This window comes from Limnohabitans radicicola, from assembly GCF_014837235.1.
Lineage (GTDB): Bacteria > Pseudomonadota > Gammaproteobacteria > Burkholderiales > Burkholderiaceae_C > Limnohabitans_A > Limnohabitans_A radicicola.
The window spans coordinates 132,926-158,149 of record NZ_JACYFT010000002.1 but is presented as its reverse complement, the minus strand read 5'-3'; the positions used below and the strand labels follow the sequence as shown (position 1 = coordinate 158,149).

The following is a 25,224-nucleotide window of genomic DNA, read 5'->3' as shown; positions in this document are numbered from 1 at the left end:
GTCCTGAACGCCATCACGGAGGCCAGGAAGATGACCTCTCCTTCACCGATGAGTTTTCCATGCGACTGAATCGACATGCCGGCCTTCTGCCCTGTTGTGTGGCCTTGCAGACATGGCCATTGCAGGCACTTGCACAAACCCAGGCATGGCAGCACGAATGGGCGCAGCGCCCAGGCAGTGTGCTGCTGTCGGCCGCGCTGGCCCTTGTGGTGGTGGTCATGATGGTCTACGGCGCGCGGCAATGCGTCTATTCCCTCAATCGGGTGTTTGGCACCCACCGTTACCCCTATGCCGGCATCGATCAGGCCGCCTGGCCAATGGTGACGGTCTTCGTGGCAGCCCACAACGAAGAGAAAGTCATCGCCAGCAATTTGAACGCCTTGCTCGCATCGGACTACCCTCAGGAACGCATCAAGGTGGTGGTGGTCAACGACCGCTCCAGCGATCAGACCGCCAGCATTGTGGATGCGTTTGTCCAGACTTGGCCAGGGCGCATCGAGGCTTTTCACCGCGCCCAGGGTAAAGCTGGCAAAGCCGCTGCACTCAAAGACGCCATGGCGCATGCCGCAGGCGACATCGCGGTCATTTTCGATGCCGACTACACCCCTGGGTCAGCGCTGATCCGGCAGCTGGTGGCGCCGTTCTTCGACCCAGAAGTCGGTGCGGTCATGGGCCGCGTGGTGCCGCGCAATGTGGGCAAAAACCTGCTCACACGCCTGCTCGACATGGAGCGCTCGGCAGGCTACCAGGTCGATCAACAGGCGCGCATGAACCTGCGCGCCGTGCCCCAGTATGGCGGCACCGTGGGGGGTGTTCGGCTGTCTGCCGTGCAGGCCGTCGGAGGTTGGAGCGACGACGTTTTGGCCGAAGACACCGACATCACATTCAGGCTGCTGATTGCCGGCTGGAAGACGGTCTACAACAACGCTGCAGCCTGCCACGAAGAGGTGCCGGAAGAATGGTTCGTTCGCTTGCGTCAGGTTCACCGTTGGGCCAAAGGGCACAACCAGGTGCTGATGAGGCAAGCCTGGGCCCTGCTGCGCAGCCCTTTCGTGACGTCACGAGAGCGGATCGATGGTTGGCTGCTGTTGCACATTTTCCTGATGCAACCCCTGCTTGTGCTGGGCTGGCTTTTGGCCATCACACTGTATTACCTGGACGCGGCAGAAGCGGTGACGCTTTTCATCCCTGCGCCCGTGCTCATGGGCTACGCCGTCATGGGCGGGTTTGCCGCCTTTTTGCAAATGGCCTACGCCGTGCTGGTGGACGGCCACCGGGACCGCATTCGCTTGCTGCCGATCCAGCTGTTGAATTTTCTGGGTACCCTTCCCGTCATTTCCACTGCACTGGCTTCGTGCATCCATGACCGTCTCACAGGGCAGGAGCTGGTCTGGCACAAAACCGTTCGTTACCAAGCGCAGGTGGCGCCATGACCCATGACCCCGCCCTCTGGGCCGGACTTTTTCTGGCCGTGACCACCGCGCTGCTGCTGGCGCCTCTCTACCCAGCTTGGAAGGAATGGCTGCGGCCTCAGGACAGCGACGCACTGTCACTGACACCCCAGGCAATTTCTGCCGAATTGCTGGCCGTACCGCACTTCCGGCTGACCGCCGACATGCCCATGCGCCCACTGATCGAAGCCACCGAAAGCATCGAGGCCTTGCCAGGCAGCCATTTTGTAAAGCTCGCTGCACCGCGCATCGATTTTGGTGAGATGCATTCTGGCTTCGCTGACGCGCCCCCCCACACCTCTGAGGCACGCCACGTCGACCTGCATCACCTGCCCCATGCCACTGCCTGGGGCCATGGCTGGCGGGTAGAGGGCGACTGCCGTATACCTGCTGCCCACCGCCTCAAGGGTCCGCTGGTGGTCACGGGCGCCTTGTCGGTTGAGCCTGACTGCCTGATCGAAGGCGACATCAAGGCCCATGGTGACATCCGACTGGCGCCACGCACCGTGGTCACTGGCGCCGTCGTGGGCGAGAAAAACATGGCGCTGGACAACCATTGCAGGGTGCAAGGGCCTGTGGTCTGTGAAAACCACCTGTCCCTCGGAAACGCTGTTGTGCTGGGCCAAGCACAGCAAGCCACCAGCGTCAGCGCAGAGCACATCACCACCGCATCCGGCGTCCGGGTCCATGGATCGATCTGGGCCCGCACATGCGGGAACGTGACATGAACGTCGGAACCATGCCAGGCTTTTGGACCCAGCTCACCCTCTGCCTGGCCTTGAGCATCCCCGGTCTGGGTCAGAGCAAAGCATTGAATCTGAATGGCTACATGGACAACACTGGGGCCATCACCGTGCAGCACGGGGGCGACACGGTCGACCCCTATTTCGCCTTGCAGGCCCTGTTGCTGGCCAAAGCGCATGGGCTCGACATTGCCCATCTGGCCCCTCTGTGGACCCACTGGCTGGCCACACACCACCTGGCCACAGGGCAGCTGGGGCGCTACTGCAAAACAGGTCTGGGCTGGGCGCAATGCAAGTCGGCCGATGCCGAAGATGCCTCGCTGGCCTTGTGGCTGGCCTTCTTGAAAACGGTGCCTGTCCAGCAACTGAAAACCCCGCACCTGGCCATCCTGAAAAAACGGACCCAGCAGGCCTTGCGGGCGCTCCAAGACCCCAGATCCGGAATTTACAGGGTGTCGCGCGACATCCCCCACAGCCTGCTGATGGACAACCTCGAAATCTGGTCAACCCAGCCAAGCCCAGCACTGGCGCAGGCCATCCAGGACACGTTCTGGGATGAGGCGCTGCAGGTGTATCGGGTCAGCACCCAGGCGACGCACCCGCACCCCATGGCGGTTTTTTACCCGGACGCCACGGCACAGATGTACCCACTGCTGCTGAAGTTTCCTGCCATTCCCGGTGGAGCATCGGCTTTTTACAAGCGATGGATGGCACAACACCGCCACCGCTGGCTCAGCCAGATGGCCAGCGACTTCCCTTGGGGCTTGATCGCCCTAACCGCCTGGGAGCGCGGCGATCTGCAGACCGTGCAGTGCTGGCAACAGCACGCCTTGCCCCTGCGCCACAGCGCGCACTGGACGGTCACTGACGAAGTGGTCGCACAGATTCTCCCCTCCCCCAACGATGCTGCATTGCCTCAGAAAGACTGTTCATGACCTCTTACCTTGCCTGCATGGGCACGCGCCCAGAAATCATCAAGATGGCGCCGGTGTACCGGACCCTCAAAGAACGGGGCCAGACCGTTCGGGTTCTGCACACCGGACAGCATGACGGCATGGCGCAGGCTCTTTACCGCTTTTTCGACATGACGCCCGACTACAACATGCACATCGAGCGCAAGGTGCCGACCTTGTCTCACCTGACGGCCGAATTGATGCAGGGCATGGACGAACAAGTGGCACGGGCCCAACCTGATGTGGTGCTGGTCCAGGGCGACACGGCCAGCGCCTTGGTGGGCGCCATGGTCGGCTACTTTCGTCACATCCCAGTTGCACACATCGAGGCGGGCTTGCGCACAGGACTGCCCGAACCCTTCCCTGAAGAAAAAAACCGGGAACTCATCGGCAGACTGGCGAGCTGGCACTTTCCGCCCACACCAAAGGCCACGGCCAATCTGCTGCATGAAGGCATCCCGGCGCATCAGATCCATGAAGTCGGCAACACCGTGATCGACACCGCACTGTGGGTCAAGCGCCGCATGCTGCATGAGCAACCGGATCCCGGGCTGGCACCGGATGCTTTGCAGTTCCTGGCCAAACACTTGCCAGCCCGGTTGCTGCTGGTCACGGCCCACCGACGCGAAAACTGGGGCCAACCCATCCGGCTGATCGCCTCTGCTGTTGGGGAACTGTTGAAGCGCCACCACGATCTGGTGGTGGTCTGGCCCATGCACCCCAATCCGGATGTGCGCCAAGACATCCACACGGCATGCAACGCACTGTCCGCCGAATGCCGCAACCGTTTGTGCCTGACCGAGCCGCTGAACTACCCATCGCTGATCAGCCTGCTGGCACATTGCCATTTCACATTGACCGACTCGGGCGGCATACAGGAAGAAGCTTCGGCCCTCCGAAGGCCTGTGCTGATCACACGTGAAAGCACGGAGCGACAAGAACTGGTCGATGCTGGCGGGGCCTGGCTGGTCGGCACCGACCCTGACTGCATCGTCGAACACGCATCGAAGCTTCTGAACGACAAGGCCACCTACCAATCCATGCAATTGAGCCAAAGTCCGTTTGGCGACGGCCAGTCGTCCCAGAGGATTGCAGACATCCTGACCCGCATGCATTGACTGGCACACCATGAAAAACACACACCTCCATCTCTGGTCTCAGCTCACCACTGCCTTGCTGCTGGTCTCTGGCGGCACCGTCCATGCGCAATTGGTGGAGCCCTCCCCTGAGCACAAGGGACTGCACAGCATGCAGATCTATGAAGACCAGAACCAGCTGAGCGCTGGCTATGACCGATGGCGCGAATTCGGTTTGCGTGGCATTTACCAATGGGGCCATCACCAATTGAGCGCCGAAGCCATCAACATGAATCGTTTCAATGAGAACGGCAACTACCTGGGCCTGGGCGACACCTGGGTGTTCTCTCCTGACTGGTATGGCGCCTTGAATGTGGGCGCGGGTGATGGCGCACCTTACTTGCCCAGGTACAGGGTGGATGGTTTCATCCATCGAAAATTTCTCGATGAACGGCAAATGGTGGGCAGCCTGGGTCTGGGGCGTTACCGTGCACCTGACGGGCACCAGGACGACAACGCCAGCATGGGACTGACGTATTACTTTGGCCCGCCCTGGGTTGTTCAAGCCCAAGCCAAACGCACGAAAAGCCAACCCGGCAGCATCGTGACCCAGCAGTATTTCATGGCCCTCACCTGGGGAAGCCACCAGAAAACCCAGATCACGGGCCGGTATGGGTGGGGACAAGAGGGCTACCAGTCTCTGGGCGATGCCCGCTCCATCTCCCAGTTTGCGAGCCGGCAGAAAACGCTGACCCTCCAGCACTGGCTCGGTATGGACTGGGGTGTCAAAGTCACCGTGGACAACTACCACAACCCTTATTACGACCGCAACGGTTTGAGTCTGGCCGTTTTCAAGGACTTCCGATGAGCAGCCTGCCCTTGAAACGACAAAACACCACTCAGGCGGCGGATTTCACGGCTGCTGTACCACAGGGGCCGACCATGGCACCCGACCGACCCACTGGGCTGAGCCAACGCCATCGCGTCGCAGCGCTGTTGCTTGAATGGACGCTGTTGTCCAGTCTGCCGCTGCTCGCTGTGTTGATGCTCAAACCCCAACTGATGCACTGGTGGACCCGGGTGATCGCACTGTGGTCTGCCCGACTGGAGCTGCCCATCCACAGCTTTGCCATGGACACACGTCATGGCCGCTTCTGGGACACGCCATTCGACGGCACCTTCATGCCCTCCAGCCAGACCTTGGCGTGGACCTGGCTGGGGCTGATCGGTCTCTGGACGATCACCTTTTTTTTCAGTGATCGTTTTCACCCACTGAAAGTCATCCTCCGCGCGCTGTGCCTGATCCAGGCCACGGCTTGCATTTTTTTCTTGGTTTCACCCGCACACTTTCCGTACACCGTGAACCAGCACATGCACGCATTGCTCGACATGGGCTTCGGACTGATGCTGGCCACAGGTCCCATGCTGGCCTTGGGCTGGGGCATTTTGACACCCTCACGCACACAAAAAATCCTCGTCCCCCTGGGGATACTGGCCTACTTTGCGTGCATGCTGCCACACAAGGTGTTGCTGCATGCCTGGCTGCTGGCCCATGGATCGGCTTTGTTCATGCCAATCCTGTTTCTGTCTTTCGGCACACTCTTTGACCTTTGGGTGTTCATCGCGCTCTATGCCTGGCTGGCCAGCAGCTTGCCGATGCCAGTCAAGGCAATTGGAGAGGCACCATGACCCTGACGATCCGTACTTGGCTGCTGTCCGGTCTGATGGCCGCTGCAGCCCTGACCAGCTGGGCCATCACACAGCGGCAGGCCAGCAGCGGCCCTGCCGCCGTCGATGCGGGCGTGGTCTTGCTGCTGCCCGACGCCAAAGCATCCAGCCATCCCGCCACGCACGCCTGGCTGGACGCGGCGCGGGAAGAAGGGATTGCCCTCCAAACCATGACCGATGATGTTTTTGTGAAGGCGCTGGCCAACCACCAGGTGCTGGCGGGTGTGGTCTTGCCCGACACCGTGCATCGGCAGGCCTCCGACGTGCTGGTCGCTGCGCTTTACCAATATGTTCAAAAAGGTGGGCACCTGCTGGTGGCATTTGATGCAGCCTTGCTCAACCCGCAACAAGGCACTTATGCGGCGCCCCAGTCCAGGCTGTCTGCACTTGTGGGTAGCGCTTATGCCCTTTACGACCAAATGGGTGATGACACCACGGCCCAAGGACCGGTGTATGTCTCACGCATGGCCGAAAAGGCGCTGGCCATACAACCTGGAAAACTCGACTTCGCAGACCGTGGTGCATCCGCTTGGGGTGAACTCACGACCTATGGTTACAAGACACTCAACTACAGCCACTTTCGCACACAAGCACTTGAGGGCGGCGACACATTGGTGAAGTCAGCGCAAGGCGATACCGTTGTGGCAACACACCCGTTTGGCCAAGGTGCCGTGCTGTTTGCCAACTTGCCGCTGGGCTACCTGAAAACACAGACAGACAGCTATTTGCTGCACCGTTTGCTGTCGCACTTTGCCGTGACCATGGTGCGACAACCCACCCTGGCCAGCACACCAGGAGCCCAGGGAGGGATGGTGTTGAACCTGCACGTGGACTCTAATGCCGCACAAAACCATCTCGAGGCGCTCGAACAATCCGGATGGTTCGATCAAGGCCCCTACGCCATCCACATCACGGCCGGACCGGACGCCTACGCCCCAGGCGACCACCTGGGGATCGACCTGCCCCACAACCCCTGGATGCAGGGTTTCCTCCAAAGGCAGCATGCCAAGGGACATGAGATCGGCAACCACGGAGGATGGATCCACAACATCTTTGGTTACGGCGTCACGCAAGACAACCGGGATCGGTTTGAACCTTTTTTGCGTCTGAACCACGAAGCGGTCAGTCTGGCCATCGGTGAGCGGGTCATCAGTTATTCGGCTCCCATGGGCAACCAACCTGACTGGGTCACCGATTGGCTCAGCGCACACGCATTCAAAGCCTATTACTCGACCTCTGATACAGGACTGGGCCCAACACGTTCCTACATCCAGGGCCGGCGCTCAAGCGCCACACGCCTGTGGACTTTTCCCATCTCGAACTTCAAACAAATCGCCACCATGGACGAGTTGAGTACGCACCAGATCCAGGAAAGTGAAATCACTGAATTCATCGAAGACTTGCTGGTGCATGTGAGCCGCGAGGGTATCGCCCGACTTTTTTACTTTCACCCCCCCATTTCCAAAGCCTACAAACACACCCTCGAGACTTTGAACACCAGCGCCCAAGAATTGCAGCAGCAAGGCCGATTTCGCTGGTACAGCATGGGCGAACTTTCAGACTTCCAGAACCAGCGAATGACGGCCGAGTGGCAGTTCCGCCGCAATGCCAGCACACGCCTGAACACCATCACAGCCAGCAGCGACAGCACACTGGATCAAATGACCTGGCAGATCCCCCAAGGCCGCCTCCAGGCTGCACCGCTGATCACCCAGGGGACCGGACGCGTTCTCGAACGCGAGGGCCGGTGGCTGGTCATTGCGGGCGACTGCCAGATCCTTCAGATGGCGTGGACAGATGGCCCCTGAATGCAGGCTTCCAACGCGCAGCATGCGTCTGCCACCGCACCAACACAGCGACGCCTTTGCGAGATATTGAGGTTTCACCTCGGATGGAGAAAAAAATGTGTTCATTGAAGACCCACGGTCAAATTGATCTGGCGCATTGGGACATTCCCAATGATTTTTTCATCATCGACGCTCATCTCAAAAAAGCACGTGCATCCAGTGAAAAAGCCAGTCGCCTTCACCGATGCGGAAAACAACACGAAGCGATCGTGCAAAACAAACTCACACGCGTCTTTATCCACAACGCACTGACCCGGCTGAATCGGCAGTGCGAAGCGCCCGGCCCTGGAGGTCACATGCAACTGCCACCCCAAACAACCGCACGAGGAGGCTCCTCATGAAACGCCGAGACTTTCAAATCGCACTTCTTGGTTCAGCCCTGGGAAACTTGGCCGAGGCCAAGAGAAAACCACACATCCCCCCTGCAACCGCCCCGCCCATCGATGCCATGGCCCAGATCAAGGCCTTGCACATCACCACCGGGCCCCTGGCCAACGGCTACCTCGTCGCGCCCCACGGACGGCTCAATTGGTATTTCACCAACCTGGGGCTGATATCGATCGTGCAGTATTTGACGCCATCAGAGCTGGACACGTACATCCGGACCTATCTGGACCTGTACCTGAGCCGAACGGAGAGCAATTACACGATCCAGGACGTGAACTTCAACGACCTCAGCCTGCAGAACATCACGCTGGTGCCATCCGATTCGGACAACTCTTATGCAGCCACGCTGTTGACGTTGGTCAGCCGTTACCTCAAAGCCAGCAGCAACTGGGCCTGGTGGGAACTGCACAAGGCCCAGCTCAAGAACATCATCTACGCCAACATTGCCACCGTGCAAAAGCCCAATGGGCTCTGCCGAGTATTCCAGCTGCCGCGCACCAGCCCCGTGTCGAATTTTGGCTACCTGATGAACAACATCGAAGACTACCGAGGGCTGCGCGATTACGCCGCCATACTGGCCCAGCGCGGTGAATCGGCCGATGCCAATTACTACAACAACATCGCCACCACCATCACCCAAAGCATCATCATCTACCTCTGGGACAGCGCACGAAGTGGTTTTCGCGTGAGTGATCAGGATGCACGCGCCGACACCAGCACGTTCTACCCTGGTGCCACATGCCAAATATTTCCGCAAGCCTTCAATGTCCCCGAACTGTCGAGCTATTACACCCAGGCCTACCAGTTCCTGAACACCTACGCGCCCCAGTGGACTCAAGAGGTTTACGACCCCTACCCCTGGACCATCCTGGGCTATGTGGCCGCCAAGCGTGGCGATACGGCGCGGGCCGTTCTGCAACTGCAGGCCAGCGACCTGAAGTTTGCAACGCACCCGGAATACCTGACCATCAACGAACTGGGGTTCTACCAGCGTACACGCAGCCTCCTCAATGGGTTCGCAGACACCTGAGAGCCCTCAGGTGCCGGCCCGCATCCTGGGCCGGAAAACTGCCCCCACACTTCATTTGAACAAGGCCGGAGACGATTTGGCGCCATAGTAAAAAGCCGACAGCCCTTGGCCCGGCATCACCGGGCATTGGGTGCTCATCTCGGCCAGGATGTACTGCTGCCCCTGGGCGGCATCCAGTACGTGCATGCAGGCAAAAGCCAGAACAGGCACGGCCGTCTTGGCCTGAACGTCCGCAAGGATCGGCATGTAAACGTATTCACAGGCACGATTGGCTGGATTTTTGGCTGCCGCACTGCATGCACTCATATCCTTGTAATTGGAGGCTTTGGCCCCGGGCTGCGGCCAGACCTCCTGCCCGACACGGGTCAACACCGGCTCTGTGGCCAGCAGCCAATCATTGACCAGCCCTGCCGAATTGGACGTTGCAGACAGGTCCACCCAGCCGCCCGAAGCGCCTGTGAGCTGGAAGACATAGGGCTTGCCGGTCTTTGGATCGATGCGGGGGCCGACAGGTAAGGAAGAGGCATTCCAGTAGGTCTGGAACAGCGCGTTGGCCACTGCAAACGGAAAGATCCGGGTGGCCCCGGGGCTGGCCACGCCGGCCACTGCGCTGACCTGCACAGTCTGATTTGAAATACCAAAGTAGTTCAAAAAGATGGTTCTCACCGGACCACCATTGACACCCGTTGCCCTGGAGACGCTGACCTCAACCGCGGGGGCCTCGTAGGCTGCAGGTGGGGCCGTTGTCGTTCTGAGCGCAGGATGAACTTCCGACAGGTTCCAGTAGCCTGAGCGGACGGTCGCATCTTGCAAAGGCGCTCCGGCGGCCCGGTTGAAAGTCACTGCAGACATGGCCTTTTGCTCGGCCACGGTCCAGCTTGGAGTCGAGGTCATCCCGTCGTACAGGTGGCGGGCCCCGGCCAGCGCCGCAGCGTCAGCATCGTTCTGCAATTGGTGGCGTACCAGAAAAAAATAGGCCACATCGATGGCATAGGCAGACACCCCGATGAACAGCGGCAAGAGCAAAGCCAGCAAGAGGATCACGGCACCGCGTTGCCGCACCAGGGGATTCAGGTTGTTTCGCATGGTCTTACTCGCAAGCCATTGTGGTTTTGGCTGTCAGCACAAGCGGCTGGCTGAAAGCCGCAGCCACGGCCCCAATGGCAAAGCCTTTGAAGCTGTAACTCATCTGCACAGTCAATTGACCATTGGCATCCACACAAGGCGAAGGCGGTGTGAATGCCAGCGTACCGAACTTGTCCACCGACCCCAGACTGTTTGACAAGTCGGTCTGCACCACCGCTGCAATGGCCTGGCTGCTGGGACGCGTCAAGGCCAGAACCACGCCGGCCCTCGCCCCCTCGCGGCTGGCATGGGAAAGCACCGACTGGGTGTAGACCGCGAGCCCCAGATCCACCACCCCCAGGACCAAGGCCAGCAGCAAAGGCAGCACGAGGGCGAACTCCACTGCAGCGACGCCCCTCTGGTGATGGGCACGTGGAGGCCAACGCAAACATGTGTCAAACCAAATCATGGCGACCTTTCCAACTATGGCGGGCCACAGCTGTGTCCCTGGCCAGACAGCGTAGTGGCGCGTCTTTGACAGTTCAGTGCGCTGGAACGCCAGCACGTTCAGCGTGCAATCCACCAGCGCCAGCCTGCGTGGCGCAACGCACCGACCCCACAGACCGACCGTCCTACATTGGTATCGCGATGCATGCCATGCAATGTGTGCACCGTGGCTGAGCGACTGTGAAGCAAGACCTCCCTGATGTGCGGTCTTGGCAACGCAAGCGCTCAGTCCATCCAACCTTCTTCTGGAGTTCCACTCATGAAACATTTTCTGAAATCCATCCAAGCCTTCACCCAAGATGAATCAGGCGCCACGGCCATCGAATACGGTCTGATCGCCGGCATCCTCTCGGTCGGCATCGTCACTGTGCTGGGCACCGTCAAGACGGACCTGGTGGGTGTATTCACCAAAATCGGTACGGCGCTGACAGGCGTCTGATCGTCCGATCTGCCGAGTACGACCGACCATGCTGCACAACACACCCGACACGGTGCGTTTCATCACCATGAGCATCCTGCTTTTGGTTGCGCTGTATCAGGATGCGGTTCATCGAAAAATCCCAAACACCCTCACTCTGGCTGGTGTACTGACCGGCCTGGGTTTGTCCCTGACACCCATGGGCATTGGTGTGGGTTCTTCATGCATCGGCGGCATGGTCGGTCTGCTGGGATTCGGCGTTTTTTACATGTTTCGATTGCTCGGTGCAGGCGACGTCAAGCTGGTGTCTGCGATCGGCTTTTTCACAGGCTATCCGAGCATCCTCATGGTGTCTTTGAGCATTCTTTTTGCAGGCGGTGTATTGGCGCTTGCATGGGGGGCCTGGACCTCACAACTGCTTCCTGCATTGGCCAATCTGCACTCGTTCTGGCAGCGCTTGCTGGGTCAATCCATGTCCACCATGCCATGGCCCCGCTTCATCCCCACACCAGAGCGCTTGCCCTATGCGTTCGCCATCGCCGCAGGCGCTTGGTGGCAGATGGCCTGGCCCTGGCATCCCTTTTGACTGAATGGACCACGGAATCAATTGAGCATGAGAAATACCCGCCCCATCGCGATGATCGCTGTTTCAGGCCTTCTGGGTCTGGCTGCCGTGGCTTTTGCCGCAAACTGGCTTCAAAATCAGGAGGCCACAGACACCCTTCAGGTGGTCGTGGCCACACGTGACTTGCCCATGGGCACTCGACTGCAGGCAGACATGCTGACGACGATTCGCTGGCCCAAGGCCGCGCCCATCGATTCGCCATTGACAACACTGGAGCAAGCGGTTGAGCGTGTGATCAACATGCAGATTCTGCGAGGCGAACCCTTGCTGAAAAACAAACTGGCAGCGGTCGGCGAAACAGGCGGCCTGTCATCGGTGTTGCGTGAAGGCCAGCGGGCAGTCACTGTCAAAGTCAACGAAATCATGGGCGTGGCCGGTTTCGCGCTGCCGGGCAACTATGTGGACCTGATGGTCAACACACCGGATGAGCAGGACAACCCGGTCTCCAAAATCGTGATCGAACGCATCAAAGTGCTGGCTGTCGCCCAGGATGTGGCCAACAGCGAGAACAAACCCCGTGTGGTGAACGCCGTGACGCTCGAAGTCACGCCCGGGCAAGCTGAAAAAATTGATCTGGCACGCAGCGTTGGCACCTTGTCACTGGTGCTGCGCAGCCAGGTCGACACCGACAGCGTGAGCACCGAGGGTGCCCGAAAGACCGACCTGCTGCCAGGCCCGTTGCGCGGGGAACTGGGCAGCCCGTCCAATCAGCAGACCACGGCAAAGTTCGGCCGCGCAACCACAGCCACACGGAAAACTGCCCTTTCGACGGCACAAGGGACGTTCATGCCTGTGGCGCAGACCGAGGTCATCCGAGGCCTGAGCAGGACAGCCGAATGAATCAGCACCCCATACCGACACGCCTTGTCCGAAAGACCTTGCCCATGCATTTCCCCATCCGAGCCCGCGCAGTGCTTTTTACCGTTTCTCTGGCCGGCCTCTTCTGCCTGTTGCCCACAGCACAAGCGACAGCCGTCGGTGCCGACAAGTCGGCCAGCACGACGCCTCCCAAGGACAGCCTGCCCAACAAACCCGTGGACAGAGCGCCGCCCGTGCACTTGACCCTCGGCAAATCACTGCTGCTGAGCTTGCCAACGCATGCCCAGCGCATTTCGATCGGCAACCCCGAGGTGGCCGATGTGACCCTGATCAGCGCCCGCGAGCTTTACCTGCTGGGCAAGAAAAGCGGCACCACCAACATGCTGGTGTGGAGCCCCAGCGGCCAAGCTACCTTGCGCGACGTGCATGTCGGCATGGACATCGACGCGCTGCAGACCAAACTGCAGGAACTCGTTCCGATCGATCCGCCAATCAAGGTGGACACCCTCGCCGACAAAGTGGTGATCAGTGGCCTGGTCAGTGATGGCATGAAAGTCAAGCGGATCATGGCCTTGAGCGAGGCCTTCCATGGCAGCAACCAAGTCATCAACATGATGCGCGTGAGCGGTACACAGCAAGTGATGTTGGAGGTCAAGGTCGCTGAAATTTCCAAATCGCTGCTCGACCAACTGGGGGTCGAAACCAACATCACGCGGGCCGTGGGCGGCACCTCGGTGAATCTGCTGTCACAACTGCTGTCCACAGGCAGCAGCACCCTGACCCTCAGTCGCCCCAACGGAGCCACCACCGTCACCCTGAATGCCGAGATGAAAAAAGGGTTGGCCAAGGTGCTGGCCGAGCCGACCATCACCGCCATCAGCGGTCAGGAAGGCTCCTTTCTGGCTGGCGGGAAAATCTTCATCCCCGTGCCTCGCGCAGACCCAGCGGGCGGAACGGTCATCACCCTGGTGGAAAAAGAGTTTGGCGTCGGCCTGCGCTTCCTGCCCACCGTGCTCGAAGATGGCTACATCAACCTGCAGGTCACGCCCGAAGTCTCGGAGCTGTCACAAATGGGCACGCTGATCAAAGGACTCAATGGGCAAACCAGCCTGCTGCCGTCCATCAACACGCGTCGCGCCTCGACCACGATCCAGCTGCGCGATGGGGAGAGTTTTGCCATCGGTGGGCTGATCAAAAACAATGTGACCCAGACCATCACCGCTTTGCCCCTGCTCGGCGAGATCCCGGTCCTGGGTGCCCTGTTTCGCAGCACCGCCTTCCAGACCGACCAGTCGGAGTTGCTGTTTGTGGTCACGCCCAGACTGGCCAGACCGTCAGCAGCCCCTTACAACCTGCCCACCGACAGCTTCAAAACACCCAGCCGGGCCGAGTTTTTTCTGCAAGGTCAGATGGAAGGTGCCGCCGCCGACACGTCCCACAGCACCCCAGCGCTTTCGCCCGTTCCTGCAGGAGTACAGCCATGACATTTTCTGCCCATGCACTGCGATGCACGTTCCTGCCGGCGCTGCTGGTGTGCAACCTGAGCGCCTGCAACACCCCCACAGCAATCGACCGCGATTTTGGCCTGGCCGTGCAAAAAGCCCAGCGTGCCCAAACACTGGCCCCCAGCATGCATCCGCCCGTGGCCATGACACCCGGCACTGACGCAGGCATTGTCCGATCGGGCATCGTGCGCTACGAAAAAACCTATGTCACGCCCCCCAGCCCGATCAGCAGCCTTGACCAGGGTTTGGGCACCGCCAACACCGGCTCGCCGCGCTGAGGTCCCCCATGGTCATCCACCTGATCACCTGCGCCCCCCAACTGCTGAACACGCTGCTGCAGCAAATCCGGATGCCTGCCGCTGCCCCCCATGGGCACATCGGCACGGCCATATGCCGCGACCCCCAGCAGTCGCTGACCTCATTGCTGGCGCCACTGGAAGATGGCCTGCTGCTGCTCGAAACCGATGGGACATCGCAGGGCACGCCATGGGAATCCCTGGCCAGCCTGACAGCACACCGCCCAGGTCTGAACGTGGTCCTGATGAGCCACGATGCCCACAAGGAGCAGCTGCTGTCGGCGATGCGTGCAGGGGTTCGTGAAGTCATCCCCTGCCCGCCCGATGACGCCACACTGCAGTCCACCTTGAAAAGATGGACAGAACCGCACAAGGACGCGTCACGCAGCAACCCTTGGAGCGCACGACCCCGAGGAAAGCTCATCGCCTTCATGGCATGCAAAGGTGGGGCGGGTTCCACGGTCCTGGCCACCAGCCTGTCCCACATGCTGGCCACCGAGTTTGACCGCCCATGTGCTTTCATCGACATGGATCTGCTCTACGGCGATGCGTCTTTTTACCTGGGCCAGGCCACGCATCCCAACACCATCGCAGACCTGGCCACCCCCGCCGAAAGACTGGACCCCTTGCTGCTGGCCAGCTGCATGTCCACCGTTGCACCGGGACTGCAATTGCTGAGTGCCCCGCCCGATATGGCAGCCTCCACCCTGCTGCAGGCTCACCACATCGACAGCGCACTCTCTCTGGCCTGCGCCGAACACCCCCTGGTTGTGATGGACCTACCACGGAGCATGGACACCCGCTGCATGGCGGCACTGACCATGGCAGATGTGATCTATATCGTCATGGACAACACGATGGCCGCCGTGCGCGACGCTCAACGCTGCCTGCAGTTCATGCAGACCCATGGCTGCGACAGCACCCGGGTTCGGCTGATCGTGAACAAATGCACCACCGAAGCCCCCATGAACACCCAGACCGTGGAGGCTGCACTGGGCATGCCGATCAGGCACCAGATCCCCACACAAACCGAAGCGGTCAACGAGTGCATCGCACTGGGACAAGCCTTGGGCCAGCGCCATCCCCACAACCCCGTCACCATGGCCCTGCGCCAGTTGGCAAGCGATCTTCTCCAAGTGCCTGTCCCCAGCCAGGCGGGCTGGCTGTCACGCTGGCTGGGCCGCTCATCGGGCAAACGTGGATTCACTCTCAGCATGCCAGGAGCACCACTTGAAACTCGCCAGCCCTGAACCATTCGAAGTGACCGTGGCGCCTGTCGTCCAGACCGGCGACGAAGAGAGCGCCAGACCGCAGGCCACGACACGCTTTGAGCAAATCCGATCCCGGATCCACCGCGATGTCCTGGCGCAGCTGGACCTGCGGCGGCTGGACTCGGTTCCCGTTCCCGTGTTGCGTGCTCAGCTGCAAAACCTCAGCCAGACCTTGATGGACGAACACAGGCTGGCACTCAACGAGCAGGAAAGACGGCAGATCACGCAAGGCATACAGGACGAGATCCTGGGCCTGGGACCCATCGAGCCCTTGCTGTCCGATGCCAGCGTGTCAGATATCCTGGTGAACGGCCCTCGCCAGGTGTATGTGGAGCGGCGCGGAAAAATCGAAGCCACCCCCATTCGGTTTGACAATGACCAGCACCTGCTGCGCGTGATCGACAGGATCGTCTCGCGTGTGGGCCGACGCATCGACGAAATGAGCCCCATGGTCGATGCACGCTTGCCCGATGGCTCGCGCGTCAATGCCGTCATCCCGCCCCTGGCCATTGACGGCCCGCTCTTGTCGATTCGGCGCTTCTCTGCCACGCCACTGGGCATGCGTGATCTGCTGAAATTCGAGGCGCTCAGCCCTGAAATCGCAGACCTGATCCAGGGTCTGGTCAGGGCACGTGTCAATTTGCTGGTTTCAGGCGGTACAGGCAGTGGCAAAACCACCTTGCTCAATGTCATGTCCTCCAGCATCCCGACCGATGAACGGATCATCACCATCGAAGATGCGGCGGAGCTGCAACTGCAGCAACCCCATGTGGTGCGCATGGAGTCGCGGCCCCAAAACATCGAGGGCAAGGGTGAAATCTCCCAGCGGGCCCTGCTCATCAACAGCTTGCGGATGCGCCCGGACCGGATCATCCTGGGAGAAGTGCGTGGTGCGGAAGTGCTGGACATGCTGCAGGCCATGAACACCGGACACGATGGCTCAATGACCACCATCCATGCCAACTCTGCGCGAGACGCCATCACCCGCCTGGAACACATGTTGGGCATGGCTGGTCTGCGGGTCGATCCCCGCTCCATGCGCCAGCAAATCAGCGCTGCGCTGTCTGTCGTGATCCAGGTGTCACGCCTGTCGGACGGCAAACGCAAGATCACCAGTCTGCAGGAAATCACCGGCATGGAAGGCGAAGTCGTCACCATGCAGGAAATCTTCCAATTCAAACAGACAGGATTGAACAGTGAAGGCGCGGTCGAAGGTCATTTTTCGGCCACCGGCATCAGACCCAAATTCATGCAGCGCCTCATATCCCGCGGCATCCATTTGCGTGAGGATCTGTTTTCACCCGCCTCCCCCAGGGGCATGGCATGAGCCATTCCCTCTGGGCGTTTGCAGGCACGGCCATTCTGGCTGTTGTCTTTTTCCTGTGGGGGCTCTCCAGTCTTTGGCGCCGCAGCTGGGGCCAACAGCACAAGATCCTCACTCGCCGCTGGCAGTCCTTGTCGCCGCACGGTGCCACGCCATCGGCGCCTGCCGACAGCTCGATGCCACGCAGTCCAGCGACCTGGCTGGGCCAAACCTGGCAGGGGCTGCCAGGCGCCATGGCCTGGGCGCGCTGGCTGCAGCAAACAGGTCTGCCGCTCGAGCCCGGCCAAAGTCTCATCATGGCCTTTGTGCTGTTGCTCGGATCGGGGGCATTGGGCCTGCTGCTCGGACTGGGCAAAGCCTGGAGCCTGGGACTCATGGTCATGAGCATGGTCGGACCTTTGTGGTTTTTGATGCACCGACGGCACCAGCAGATCCAGCGGATGGAGACCCAATTGCCCGATGTGCTGGACCTGATTGCGCGCTCCATGCAGGCTGGACATGCGTTCACCAGTGCGCTGCTGATGGCAGCCGACGACGCCAAGCCACCCCTGTCGACCCAGCTGCACACAGTGTTCGACGAAATCCATTTCGGTCTGGATCTTCGCCAAGCCATGTCCGGACTGGCACAGCGCGTCGACAGCGACGATGTCCGTTTTTTCGTCATCTCCGTGCTGGTCCAGCACGAAACAGGAGGCAACCTGGCCGACGTCTTGAAGAACACCGCCAGCTTGGTACGCGAGCGTCAAAAAATTCGCGGGGTGATCCGGGTGCTTTCAGGTGAAGGGCGGATATCGGCGTGGATCCTGTCGCTGTTGCCTTTTGCGCTGGCGGGCTTGCTCAACCTGGTCAACCCCGAATTCATGTCCGCACTGTGGCGCACGCCCCAAGGGCTCCAGATGCTGCATGTCAGTCTGTTGCTGATGTTCGCAGGCATCGTCTGGATGTGGCGATTGATCGACATTCGCATATGAACGGATCTCCCCTATGAACTGGCTGAACATCGTGCTCGCACTGTGCATCTTCATGACCGTGGTCAGCACAAGCTACTGGATGCTGCAACGCTGGGTGCCCGATGCCGGCGATCGCCGTCTGCAGCTGTTGGCCAAACCGTCTGGCTCGCGCATGAGCGCATGGTGGCATCAGGTGCAGCCACGGCTGGGTGCGCTGCTGCACTGGCTCAGTGACTGGGCCACCCCGCCGGAAGTCAGCAGCGCAAGCCACAACCCGGCACCCCATCTGTTGCGCCAGCGTTTGGTCCACGCCGGCATCCGTCAGCCACAAGCGCCCATCGTTTTTTATGGCTTAAAAACCGCCTTGTGCCTGCTGCTTCCAGCTGTGGCTTATGGTTTCTGGTGGGCGGTGTCAGCCTCCGCCCCGGCCGGGCTGTCCCGCTTGGCCTTCTTGCTCTTAGCCTGCGCCACAGGTTACTACCTGCCCGACGTGCTGCTGCAATGGCAAATTTCACGCCGCCAGGCCCGCCTGTTTCGTGGTTTGCCAGATGCCCTGGATTTGCTGCGGGTGTGTGTACAGGCCGGGCTGGGTCTGGACGCGGCCATAGAACGGGTGGGCCGCGACATGCAGCTCAGCCATGGCGGGATTTCCGGTGAATTTGCATTGACCAGTCTGGAATTGCGCGCAGGGCTCTCACGCGCAGCGGCCCTGCAGCACCTGTCGGACCGCATCGGTCTGCAAAGCATCGAATCCCTGGTGGCGGTGCTCATTCAGGCCGATCGGTTCGGCTCCAGCATCTCGGATGCTTTGGTGTTGTATTCGCAAACCCTGCGCACCCAGCGTCGACTCATGGCCGAAGAGGCTGCCGCCAAGCTGCCGGTCAAGCTGTTGATTCCCCTGATTTTCTGCATATTTCCATCGCTGCTGACCGTGCTGCTGGGGCCGGTGGTCATCAGCTTTCAGCAGCATTTTCAGGGTGTGGGCGGCTAAAGCAGGCTCATTTACCACCCAGCCCTGCTTTTTCCTTGAGTCCGTCGTAAGTTTTGGCAAACCAGCTGCGTTTTTCCAGGCGCTCTTTTTCTTCTTTTTCTTTTTGTTCGGCCTCGCGTGCTTTTTCAGCCTCGGCCTGTTCTTCCTGCGCCTTGGCTTCGGCGACACGGCGGGCTTCTTCTTCGCGCTGCTGTCTGGCTTCGGCTTCCAGCTTGGCCGCAGCCTGAGCTTCCAGGCGCAGCTGTTCTGCAAGCTCTCGCTTGAGCCGCTGGGCCTTGACTTGCGGCTGCTCGCGCACACCTGTCGTCCAGGCCAGCCCTTGCAGCTGCCTTGCGATCGCCTGCTGCTGGGTGATCACCTGACCTGACTTGCCTGGCTCGGCATAGTAGCCTTCACATTGGGTTTTCAGGCCGGATGCCAACACGCACGGATGGCGCATCGGATCTTTGCCCCCCCATGCGGTGGCGCGGGTCACAAATGACTCGCACTCCTGCAGTGACGCGTTGATTTTGGCGTCTTCCCCACTGCTTTGAGGGGCCCGAAGGTCAAACCAGCTGTAGCGAACCTGCTGCAATTCGAGTGCCGTCCGAACGCAAGCCGACAGGGAGGGACCCAGCTTCGCAAACAAGGCATTCCAGTCGGACAGAATGCGTTCATTGCTGACTGAGGCCATCAGCTCTGTCTGCCCTTCGGTCGGACAGGCGTTGATCACCTCCGAGCCCACGCGCCGGGATACCCCGATCCAGCGCACAGGCACGGGGCCGGCCTGTTCAGGGCGGATCACCAAGCGGGTTTCGTAATGGGGCGCCTTGAGTACCCGCTCTTGCGGCGGCTGGTCCGCCACCTGAAGCTGCAGATGGCACTGCGTTTCGTTGTTGCGCACGGTCACCGCGATGGGAATGGATTGCGCCGTTCCCAACATCAATTGGTATTGCCCGGCCTGCGCCGAACTGGCCGCCATGAGCCCGAGGGCAACCCACCCGTGAACTTGATTGAAACCCAGCATCACACCCTGTCTTTCAAGGCGCAAACGCACCTTTGATGAAAGACATCGGCATCAAGCCAGGCTTCTTGAGCCCGCAGCGGCAGACCTGCCTCAGTGTGCACGCGTCCAGGCAGGCAGCGGCGCCGACTTGTGCAAGACGTCCTGATGCAACCAGGTCGCGCTCTTGCGGGCGCGCTCGGCCACCGTGGCCAGTGGCAGCTGCTGGTAATCGTCATTGAAGACTTCGAAGCTGTAGTCCCCCCGGTAACCAATGCGGTCCAGGCGCAGCACCAGATCAGCCAGCTGCTCGCTGTGCACGCCCTCGCCCGGGAACACGCGGAAAGTGCGGGCGGTGGTCATGCGTTCCTCAAAGGTGGGGGTTTCCTGCCACATGAAGTCCGACAGTTGCACCAGAAAAATCTTGGACGGATCCAGCTCTTCAATCGCGTCCAGCGGCGTCTTGGCCGCAAAGATGTGGAACGAGTCGATGCCGATGCCCAGATTCGGACAGTCGGCCCGGCACACCACATCCCAGCTGGTGGGAAATTCATTGACCGTCCGCCCCCAGGACAAAGCCTCGTAGGCCACCTTGATGCCCAAGGGCACGGCCAGCATGGCGAGTTTTTTCAGGTCTGCAGCGATCTGGTCCAGGTCTTGTGTGGCGTGACGCGAGGTGGACGAACACGCCAGCAAGACTTTGCTGCCCGTGGCAGCACACATCTCGAGCATGGCCTTGGCGATGTCGAGCTTGTAGCTGTGCAGGTGGCCGGACAAGCCCTCAAAGTCGCGCAGCACCTGGAAACCCGTGGGACGCATACCACTCGCACGCACGGCCTGCACGGCGGCGTCCACGCCACCGGGGTGTGTGACCAGATCGCGGGCCATCAGCATCACCTGAGAAAAACCGGCCCCCTTCATGGCGGCCAGTTTGGCTTCCAGCGTACCAGCCATGGTGATGGTGTCCATGCCGTAGCCGTCGAGCAAGTTCATAACGGCTTTCATTTTGACTGGTGGACAAGTTCAAAAGCGACAGAGCCCAGAGCATGGCGCGTCAGCGCACCACGGTCCTCGGGGTGCAACTGACTCGACTCGACAAACTCCACGCCACGGGCCTTGAGTGTCGCCACGGCCTCGGCCACATTCGCCACGCCAAAGCCGATGCGCTGCAGGCATTCGGGACTGTCGTCGCTGTCCATCCAGACATCGGGTTCGATCAATTGCCAGAGGAAGGTGCCGCAAGGGCTTTTCATCAGCTTGCCTTTGGGCAGGATACCGAAACGCTCGTCGTCCGGGATGCTGCTGAAGTCGAACATGTGCTCGTAATACGTCTGCCAGTCGGCGCTGCGGGCTGCGCCGATGTACTGCACCACACCAAAGTAACTCATGCCGGCCAGTGCAGGCGGGTTGGGATCCACCGTGGGGATCGGCTTGAAATCGATGTCGTAGATCGAAAACTCTTGCCAACGGTCCACAAAGTAAAACCGGCTGCTGCCAGGGCCATGGATGGCGGGAATGTGCAACTCCATGGCCTGCGCGTGGCTGCCCACGGTCCAGGCCCCCAGCTCCATGCATCGGTTGTACGCCTTGAGCGCGTCCTGCACGCGGAACGCCACAGCCGAAATGACCGGCTGACCGTCCACCGTGCCGCTCACGCGCGCATCGTCCGGGTTCGCGTTGACCACCAGGTTCATCGTGCCCTGGCGGTACAGCGTCACCTCGCGCGAGCGGTGACGGGCCACCGGGCGAAAGCCCATGTTTTCGAGCACCTGCCCCAGAGCCTGCGGGCGGCTGGTGGCGTACTCGATGAATTCGATGCCGGCAATGCCCAGGCGGTTGGGCATTTCCGGTACAGCTTCACGGTCAACTTTGTTCAGTGTCATGTCCACGCTCCAGTCAGGCACGCCAGGCGCCGGTTCAATAGCTCAGTTGGGCCACACGGCGCAGCACATCGGCCGTGGTGGTCGGCAAGCCGAAATACTCCAGATAAGCTGGAATCTGCTCATAGAGCATGTCGGTGCCCACCTGGGTGCGACAGCCGCGCGCCTGCGCCGCAGCCAGAAAGGCGGTGGTTTCGGACTTCATCACCACCTCGCCCACAAAGGTGTCAGCAGACAAGCGGGACACATCCATGGGCAGCGGGTCGCCTTCGTTCATGCCCATGGGGGTGGCGTTGACCACCAGGTCATGGTCTGCAGGGTCGTTGGAGCCGGTGCGCACATCGATCTGCGGGTAATGGGCTTGGAGGCGCTGGGCCAGCGCCTGGCAGCTGGCGGTGTTCACATCGAACAGGCTGATCGCAGCGATGCCCGCGCCCGCCAGCGAGGCGGCAATCGCGCAGCCCACGCCCCCGGTGCCCACCACCAGCACCCGCTTGCCCGCAAGGTCAAACCCCTTGCGCTGCACGCCACGCACAAAACCGGCACCGTCGAACATGTCGCCCACCAGGCGACCGTCGGCCAGTTTCTTGACGGCATTGCAGGCCCCGGCCACGCGCACCGTGGCGGTGACGTCGTCGAGCAGGCCCACGGTGGTGACCTTGTGCGGCATGGTGATCAGTGCGCCCCGGATATTTTCCAGCGTGAAGACCGACTTCAAAAAGGCGGGGTAGTTCTCCGCCTTGCAGCCCATGGGCACCACCACCGCGTTGATGCCCGCCTCGTCAAAGTACGGGTTGTAGATCATCGGCGACTTGAAGGTGTGGGTCGGGTAGCCGATGTGGGCAATGAGGTCGGTGTTGCCGTTGATCATGGCTGGCGTTCAAAAAAAGGGAAACAGGGGCGCGGCAGTGCTCACTGCCGCGCCATGAAAGCTTGGCCATGGCAGGCATGGGCCCGCCATGGTGCGCATCACTTGCCGGATTTCTTGGCCGGTGCGGCCGCGGCGTTGCGGGCTTTTTCGATTTCGGCCTGGACTTCCTTGACCATGTCCTGACCCACGGTCACGCCGTACTTGGCGGTCACGGGACGCATCTTGTCGCGCATCTTGGCCATTTCGGCTTCGGACAGCTGGGTCACCTGCATGCCGTTCTTTTTCAGGTTATCCAGGAGGCTGGCTTCGAGCTTGCGGGACTGCTCACGCTGGTACTTGGCCGACTCGGAGACGGCGTCGCCCACGATCTTCTTCTCGGCAGCCGAGAGTTTTTCCCAGAATTTCTTGCTGATGATCACGGACTGCGGGTTGTACTGGTGACCGGTGAGGACCAGGTTCTTCTGCACTTCATACAGCTTGGCACCGTTGATGGTGGCCACCGGATTTTCCTGGCCATCAACGGCTTTCTGCTCCAGCGCAGCGTACAGCTCAGGGAATGGCAGCGGTGTGGGGTTGGCACCCAGGGCCTTGACCCAGTCCACGTTGATCGGGTTGGGAATCACGCGCAGTTTCAGGCCTTCCAGGTCTTCCACCTTTTGGATCGGACGCTTGCTGTTGGAGATGTGGCGGAAACCAAGTTCGTAATAGCCCAGACCCACGATGCCCTTGTCTTCCAGCTTGGCGTGCAGTTTCTTGCCAATCGGGCCATCCACCACTGCGTCGGCTTCCTTGGCGCTGCCGAACATGAAGGGGAAGTCGAAGATCGCAAATTCCTTGACCTGGTTGGCAAAGATGCCCGAGTTCATGGAAGCCATTTCCAGCGTGCCGCCCTGGATGGCCGACACATTGGCCTGGTCGCTGCCCAGGGTGCCGCCCGGGAACACGTTGACCTTGATCTTGCCGCCGGACTGCTTCTCGACGATTTCCTTGAACTTTTCCATGCCCAGCACGATCGGATGACCGGCCGCATTCTGGTTGGCGAACTTGATGGTCTTGCTGTCCTGTGCCAGCGACACGCCAGCGGCTGTCAGGGCCACGGAAGCGATCAGGGTCTTGATGAAGATGCGTTTCATGCTTGTCTCCGAAATGAAGGACGTACGCGAACCAAAACCGCTGCCACACGGCGTACCCGGACGGATGGCAGCGAAGAAATCAATAGAACCAATGCGCAGGCACCATAACGATGCTGGGGAACAGCACCATCAGGAACATGACCACGAACTGTACCGCCATGAAGGGCATCACACCACGGGTGACATCGTCCATGCGCATGCGGCCCACACCGGCCACCACGTTGAGCACCGTGCCCACCGGCGGGGTGACCAGGCCAATCGAGTTGTTGATGATGAACAGCACACCGAAGTAAACCGGGTCGATGCCCGCCGCCTTGATCAGGGGCATCAGCACCGGGGTCAGGATCAGAATGGTGGGGGTCATGTCCATCGCCGTGCCCACGATCATGCACAGGACCATGATGGCCAGCATCAAGAGGGTGGGGCTGTCCAGCAGCGGCTGCAGCAGGCTGATGACCTGATCGGGCAGATTGGCCACAGTGATCATCCAGGCCGAGACCATGGCCGCCGCCACCAGGAACATGACCACGGAAGTTGTTTTGGCCGAAGCCACAAACACGTCACACAACTGCTTGAAGCTCAGTTCGCGGTAGATCACGGTGGCCACAAACAAGGCATACACCGCGGCCACCACGGCGGCCTCGGTCGGCGTGAACACGCCCATGCGCAAGCCCACCAGAATGATGACCGGCAGCATCAGCGCCCAGGTCGCGCGGCGCAATGCGGCCATCACCTCGCTCAGGGGCTGCTTGGGTGGAGGCGACAGTTGTTCCTTGCGGGTCAGCCACCACCAGGTGATCCACAGGCCAGCGCCCAGCACCACACCGGGCATGATGCCGGCCAGAAACAGTTTGGAGATCGACACGTTGGCGGCCACACCGAAGATCACGAAACCGATCGACGGCGGGATGATCGGGCCGATCACACCGCAGGCGGCGATCAGGCCACCGCTGCGCGCCTTGTCGTGGCCGGCCTTGACCATCATGGGCAAGAGCAGCGAGGTCAGTGCAGCGGCATCGGCCACCGCCGAGCCCGACAGGGCCGACAGCAGGCAGGCGGCCAAAATCGTCACGTAGCCCAGGCCACCGCGGATGTGGCCGACCAGCGCCATCGCAAAGTCAACAATGCGGCGCGACAGGCCGCCAGTGTTCATGATCTCGCCGGCCAGCATGAAGAAGGGCACAGCCAGCAGCGGAAAGCTGTTGGAGCCCTCGATCACGTTTTGCGCCAGGATCTGCGCATCGAACATGTCCATGTGCCACATCAGGGCGGCACCGCACAGCAGCAAAGAAAAAGCGATGGGAATGCCCAAGGCCATGGCCCCAAGCAGGGCTCCGAGGAAGACGGCGATCGTCATGGTGAAAGTCCTGTT

At 60.7% G+C, this 25,224-nt stretch carries 26 protein-coding genes; 18 read left to right on the top strand and 8 right to left on the bottom strand.

What is annotated here, in order from left to right:
* The first annotated feature begins 59 nt into the window (after nucleotides 1–59).
* From IC609_RS08515 to IC609_RS08475, 9 genes are all read left to right on the top strand, one after another.
* Nucleotides 60–1,433: a glycosyltransferase gene (locus IC609_RS08515; protein ID WP_191819083.1), complete on the top strand. Its 1,374-nt coding sequence runs from the start codon at nucleotides 60–62 to the stop codon at nucleotides 1,431–1,433.
* Complete coding sequence (locus IC609_RS08510) at nucleotides 1,430–2,179, top strand: bactofilin family protein (RefSeq protein ID WP_191819082.1); 750 nt, start codon at nucleotides 1,430–1,432, stop codon at nucleotides 2,177–2,179. The genes IC609_RS08515 and IC609_RS08510 overlap by 4 nt, the downstream gene beginning before the upstream one ends.
* The gene (locus IC609_RS08505; RefSeq protein WP_191819081.1) at nucleotides 2,176–3,129 is read left to right on the top strand and encodes a hypothetical protein; all 954 of its coding nucleotides are present in this window, start codon (nucleotides 2,176–2,178) and stop codon (nucleotides 3,127–3,129) included. Before IC609_RS08510 ends, IC609_RS08505 begins: the two co-directional genes overlap by 4 nt.
* Nucleotides 3,126–4,265, top strand: a complete 1,140-nt coding sequence (wecB, locus tag IC609_RS08500; RefSeq protein WP_191819080.1) for a non-hydrolyzing UDP-N-acetylglucosamine 2-epimerase — start codon at nucleotides 3,126–3,128, stop codon at nucleotides 4,263–4,265. Before IC609_RS08505 ends, wecB begins: the two co-directional genes overlap by 4 nt.
* Before the next feature lie 10 nt (nucleotides 4,266–4,275).
* On the top strand, nucleotides 4,276–5,091 hold the full coding sequence (locus tag IC609_RS08495) for a YaiO family outer membrane beta-barrel protein (RefSeq protein WP_191819079.1): 816 nt from the start codon (nucleotides 4,276–4,278) through the stop codon (nucleotides 5,089–5,091).
* Nucleotides 5,092–5,165: 74 nt separating this feature from the next.
* Nucleotides 5,166–5,912, top strand: coding sequence for a hypothetical protein (locus IC609_RS08490; protein WP_191819078.1), 747 nt, complete (start codon nucleotides 5,166–5,168; stop codon nucleotides 5,910–5,912).
* Nucleotides 5,909–7,759, top strand: a complete 1,851-nt coding sequence (locus IC609_RS08485) for a polysaccharide deacetylase family protein (protein ID WP_191819077.1) — start codon at nucleotides 5,909–5,911, stop codon at nucleotides 7,757–7,759. The genes IC609_RS08490 and IC609_RS08485 overlap by 4 nt, the downstream gene beginning before the upstream one ends.
* Before the next feature lie 95 nt (nucleotides 7,760–7,854).
* Entirely contained in the window at nucleotides 7,855–8,139 is a 285-nt protein-coding gene (locus IC609_RS08480) for a hypothetical protein (protein ID WP_191819076.1), read from the top strand.
* Nucleotides 8,136–9,215: a hypothetical protein gene (locus tag IC609_RS08475; RefSeq protein WP_225224096.1), complete on the top strand. Its 1,080-nt coding sequence runs from the start codon at nucleotides 8,136–8,138 to the stop codon at nucleotides 9,213–9,215. Before IC609_RS08480 ends, IC609_RS08475 begins: the two co-directional genes overlap by 4 nt.
* A gap of 51 nt (nucleotides 9,216–9,266) precedes the next feature.
* Here IC609_RS08475 and IC609_RS08470 read toward each other — a convergent pair whose 3' ends face one another.
* Complete coding sequence (locus tag IC609_RS08470; protein ID WP_191819075.1) at nucleotides 9,267–10,301, bottom strand: TadG family pilus assembly protein; 1,035 nt, start codon at nucleotides 10,299–10,301, stop codon at nucleotides 9,267–9,269.
* 4 nt (nucleotides 10,302–10,305) lie between these two features.
* Complete coding sequence (locus tag IC609_RS16230; RefSeq protein WP_191819074.1) at nucleotides 10,306–10,749, bottom strand: TadE/TadG family type IV pilus assembly protein; 444 nt, start codon at nucleotides 10,747–10,749, stop codon at nucleotides 10,306–10,308.
* Between the two features lie 297 nt (nucleotides 10,750–11,046).
* Between IC609_RS16230 and IC609_RS08460 the strand changes: the two genes are divergently transcribed.
* From IC609_RS08460 to IC609_RS08420, 9 genes are read left to right on the top strand one after another with little or no spacing between them, the layout of a single operon-like run.
* Entirely contained in the window at nucleotides 11,047–11,226 is a 180-nt protein-coding gene (locus IC609_RS08460) for a Flp family type IVb pilin (RefSeq protein WP_225224095.1), read from the top strand.
* Nucleotides 11,227–11,254: 28 nt separating this feature from the next.
* Nucleotides 11,255–11,791 (top strand): A24 family peptidase, encoded by a 537-nt coding sequence (locus tag IC609_RS08455; protein ID WP_191819073.1) that lies wholly within the window; start codon nucleotides 11,255–11,257, stop codon nucleotides 11,789–11,791.
* Between the two features lie 27 nt (nucleotides 11,792–11,818).
* On the top strand, nucleotides 11,819–12,670 hold the full coding sequence (gene cpaB / locus IC609_RS08450; RefSeq protein WP_225224094.1) for a Flp pilus assembly protein CpaB: 852 nt from the start codon (nucleotides 11,819–11,821) through the stop codon (nucleotides 12,668–12,670).
* A 44-nt stretch (nucleotides 12,671–12,714) separates the two neighbouring features.
* Nucleotides 12,715–14,133: a type II and III secretion system protein family protein gene (locus tag IC609_RS08445; protein WP_191819072.1), complete on the top strand. Its 1,419-nt coding sequence runs from the start codon at nucleotides 12,715–12,717 to the stop codon at nucleotides 14,131–14,133.
* The gene (locus IC609_RS08440) at nucleotides 14,130–14,432 is read left to right on the top strand and encodes a hypothetical protein (protein ID WP_191819071.1); all 303 of its coding nucleotides are present in this window, start codon (nucleotides 14,130–14,132) and stop codon (nucleotides 14,430–14,432) included. Before IC609_RS08445 ends, IC609_RS08440 begins: the two co-directional genes overlap by 4 nt.
* Nucleotides 14,433–14,440: 8 nt before the next feature.
* On the top strand, nucleotides 14,441–15,700 hold the full coding sequence (locus IC609_RS08435) for an AAA family ATPase (protein WP_191819070.1): 1,260 nt from the start codon (nucleotides 14,441–14,443) through the stop codon (nucleotides 15,698–15,700).
* Between the two features lie 16 nt (nucleotides 15,701–15,716).
* A complete protein-coding gene (locus tag IC609_RS08430) occupies nucleotides 15,717–17,048 on the top strand; it encodes a CpaF family protein (RefSeq protein WP_333473694.1) in 1,332 nt (443 codons plus the stop codon).
* Entirely contained in the window at nucleotides 17,045–18,016 is a 972-nt protein-coding gene (locus tag IC609_RS08425; protein WP_191819069.1) for a type II secretion system F family protein, read from the top strand. The genes IC609_RS08430 and IC609_RS08425 overlap by 4 nt, the downstream gene beginning before the upstream one ends.
* 13 nt (nucleotides 18,017–18,029) lie before the next feature.
* Complete coding sequence (locus IC609_RS08420) at nucleotides 18,030–18,986, top strand: type II secretion system F family protein (RefSeq protein WP_191819068.1); 957 nt, start codon at nucleotides 18,030–18,032, stop codon at nucleotides 18,984–18,986.
* A gap of 7 nt (nucleotides 18,987–18,993) precedes the next feature.
* Here IC609_RS08420 and IC609_RS08415 read toward each other — a convergent pair whose 3' ends face one another.
* From IC609_RS08415 to IC609_RS08390, 6 genes are all read right to left on the bottom strand, one after another.
* Nucleotides 18,994–19,947: a hypothetical protein gene (locus tag IC609_RS08415; protein ID WP_191819067.1), complete on the bottom strand. Its 954-nt coding sequence runs from the start codon at nucleotides 19,945–19,947 to the stop codon at nucleotides 18,994–18,996.
* A gap of 135 nt (nucleotides 19,948–20,082) precedes the next feature.
* Nucleotides 20,083–20,961 (bottom strand): sugar phosphate isomerase/epimerase family protein, encoded by an 879-nt coding sequence (locus IC609_RS08410; protein ID WP_191819066.1) that lies wholly within the window; start codon nucleotides 20,959–20,961, stop codon nucleotides 20,083–20,085.
* 8 nt (nucleotides 20,962–20,969) lie between these two features.
* Nucleotides 20,970–21,851, bottom strand: coding sequence for a 4-hydroxyphenylpyruvate dioxygenase (locus IC609_RS08405; RefSeq protein WP_191819065.1), 882 nt, complete (start codon nucleotides 21,849–21,851; stop codon nucleotides 20,970–20,972).
* A 34-nt stretch (nucleotides 21,852–21,885) separates the two neighbouring features.
* On the bottom strand, nucleotides 21,886–22,719 hold the full coding sequence (locus IC609_RS08400) for a shikimate dehydrogenase family protein (protein WP_191819064.1): 834 nt from the start codon (nucleotides 22,717–22,719) through the stop codon (nucleotides 21,886–21,888).
* Nucleotides 22,720–22,817: 98 nt separating this feature from the next.
* Nucleotides 22,818–23,852 (bottom strand): TRAP transporter substrate-binding protein, encoded by a 1,035-nt coding sequence (locus IC609_RS08395; protein WP_191819063.1) that lies wholly within the window; start codon nucleotides 23,850–23,852, stop codon nucleotides 22,818–22,820.
* Between the two features lie 79 nt (nucleotides 23,853–23,931).
* Nucleotides 23,932–25,209 carry a TRAP transporter large permease subunit gene (locus IC609_RS08390; RefSeq protein ID WP_191819062.1) on the bottom strand — a complete coding sequence of 426 codons (1,278 nt, stop codon included), beginning with the start codon at nucleotides 25,207–25,209 and terminating at the stop codon, nucleotides 23,932–23,934.
* Nucleotides 25,210–25,224: the final 15 nt, after the last annotated feature.